Genomic DNA, 1,667 nt, shown 5'->3' with positions numbered 1-1,667 from the left:
AAGCGTTTCAGCTTATGGCTGAAATGCTTCTAAGATTTGGGTAAGGACAAGGCCGGATGGTTGGGGCTTCTTTACTGCGCTTGCGGTACCAATTGAATCTGCACACAGTCTGCATGGCAGCAACTACTTGGTGTAGCGTATCCAGCGTGACGTTGAAAGTATTGCGCTCTAATTTGGAAATTAAGGCCTTCTGCATCCCGATTCGTTCACCGAGTCCGGCCTAGGTCAAGTTGCGCTGCAGGCGGTAGGTCTTGAGGATGCTAAGAATCAGAAAGCTTACCAGGGAGTCGGGCCATCTTCACTGACAAACTGGCCTGTAGGGCCCGTTGGCGGCAACTGCACATAGTCTACGATGACTTGGGCGGCGTGCGCTGGCGAATGGCCCGTGTGCCCGGTGAACTCGGTGGCCGTCTGACCCGGATTGACCGCATTGACTTTGAAGGGTGTCTCGCGCAGTTCATGCGCCAGCAAGATCGTCCAGGCATTGAGCATGGCTTTGGACGTGCAGTAGGTGACCGGCTTGACATCGTAGTACTCCCACGTGGGGTCGGCTTGCAGTGTCAGCGAACCGAGGCTGGAGGAGACGTTCACGATGCGCGGCTGTGGGGCTAGCCGCAATAAGGGTAAGAAGGCTTGGGTGGTGCGTACCACCCCGAAATAATTGGTTTCGAAGACCGTACGGAAGTCAGCCAGCGCGGTGGCAGACGGCACCTGCGTGAGGTCGTGGCTGGGGATACCGGCATTGTTGACCAAGGCATCTACGTGGGGCGTACGCTGGCGCACCGCTGCCACCGCTTGCTGCACCGACTCATCACTGGTTACGTCCAGGGAAATAGCTTCTACTTGATCATATCCGGCCGCTTGCAGGCGATGTTGGGCTTGCTGCCCACTGGCCGCATCACGGCAGCCCAGAAAGACAAAGTAGCCCGCTTGCAGTAATTGCTGGGCGGTTTCGTAACCGATGCCTTTGTTGGCACCCGTGATCAGGGCGTACATCATCAGGAGTAGGAGAGAAAGCGTTGCCTGCTTAACGAGGAGAGCGAAGAGAACGTTATCGATTGGGCAAACCGGTTACTCCTTGCACTTAACCCACTTGTCAACGGTTACTAGGACAGGTGCCACATAGCAACAGCCCCGGCTGTATAGTCGGGGCTGTTGCTATGTTAAGTCCACCACCACGTGAGCCAGTGGTGATGATGATAAGGAAAGACCACGTGGCCTTCGTCGGCGCCCTGACGAATTAGAATCAGGCCCTGACGCGTCTGCGAACGGTGCTTGCGCTCCGACAGGTGGTGATACCAGCGGGTATCATCCGGCCGCGAGTTCCAGTGCTTGCGCTTGGGGCGTCGCTGCCGGGCTGTCCAAGCCCAGCGCTTCTCATTTCGTTTCATGTGGAGTGTAGGTTGGTACCTACTTCTCCGCGGTGGTCGTGTGATGTCTAACCATCGGAGTAAGATACATAGAGATGTGCTGAACGCGCACGTACAATCTCTTATTGATAGCAAGCAAAATAGGCTCACAGTCTCTTTTTATAGGGCAAAGTGCACCCGTTACTGTATGTTTACTCTATCGCACGGTACGTCACCCAGCCGGCCTTGTCTGAAAAGACGAAGCCCTGGCTGCTGATAACAACCGGGGCTTCAGGAAGTGGGTGGATTGAGCACCCT

General features: G+C 55.7%; 2 protein-coding genes. Both read right to left on the bottom strand.

Annotated features, from left to right (window positions below; translation table 11 throughout):
* Positions 1-276: 276 nt before the first annotated feature.
* Positions 277-999 (bottom strand): SDR family oxidoreductase, encoded by a 723-nt coding sequence (locus VI25_RS20430; RefSeq protein ID WP_055562790.1) that lies wholly within the window; start codon positions 997-999, stop codon positions 277-279.
* A gap of 164 nt (positions 1,000-1,163) precedes the next feature.
* Positions 1,164-1,391 carry a hypothetical protein gene (locus VI25_RS20425; protein ID WP_045690577.1) on the bottom strand — a complete coding sequence of 76 codons (228 nt, stop codon included), beginning with the start codon at positions 1,389-1,391 and terminating at the stop codon, positions 1,164-1,166.
* Positions 1,392-1,667: the final 276 nt, after the last annotated feature.

Source organism: Hymenobacter sp. AT01-02 (genome assembly GCF_000961955.2).
In the GTDB taxonomy this organism is placed as follows: domain Bacteria; phylum Bacteroidota; class Bacteroidia; order Cytophagales; family Hymenobacteraceae; genus Hymenobacter; species Hymenobacter mucosus.
The sequence above is the reverse complement of the archived record's forward strand: the minus strand, read 5'-3'. Positions and strand labels throughout refer to the sequence as shown.

Coding starts and splice junctions, on each gene's coding strand:
- VI25_RS20430 (WP_055562790.1), bottom strand. CDS start 999: ATGATGTACGCCCTGATCACGGGTGCCAACAAAGGCATCGGTTACGAA.
- VI25_RS20425 (WP_045690577.1), bottom strand. CDS start 1,391: ATGAAACGAAATGAGAAGCGCTGGGCTTGGACAGCCCGGCAGCGACGC.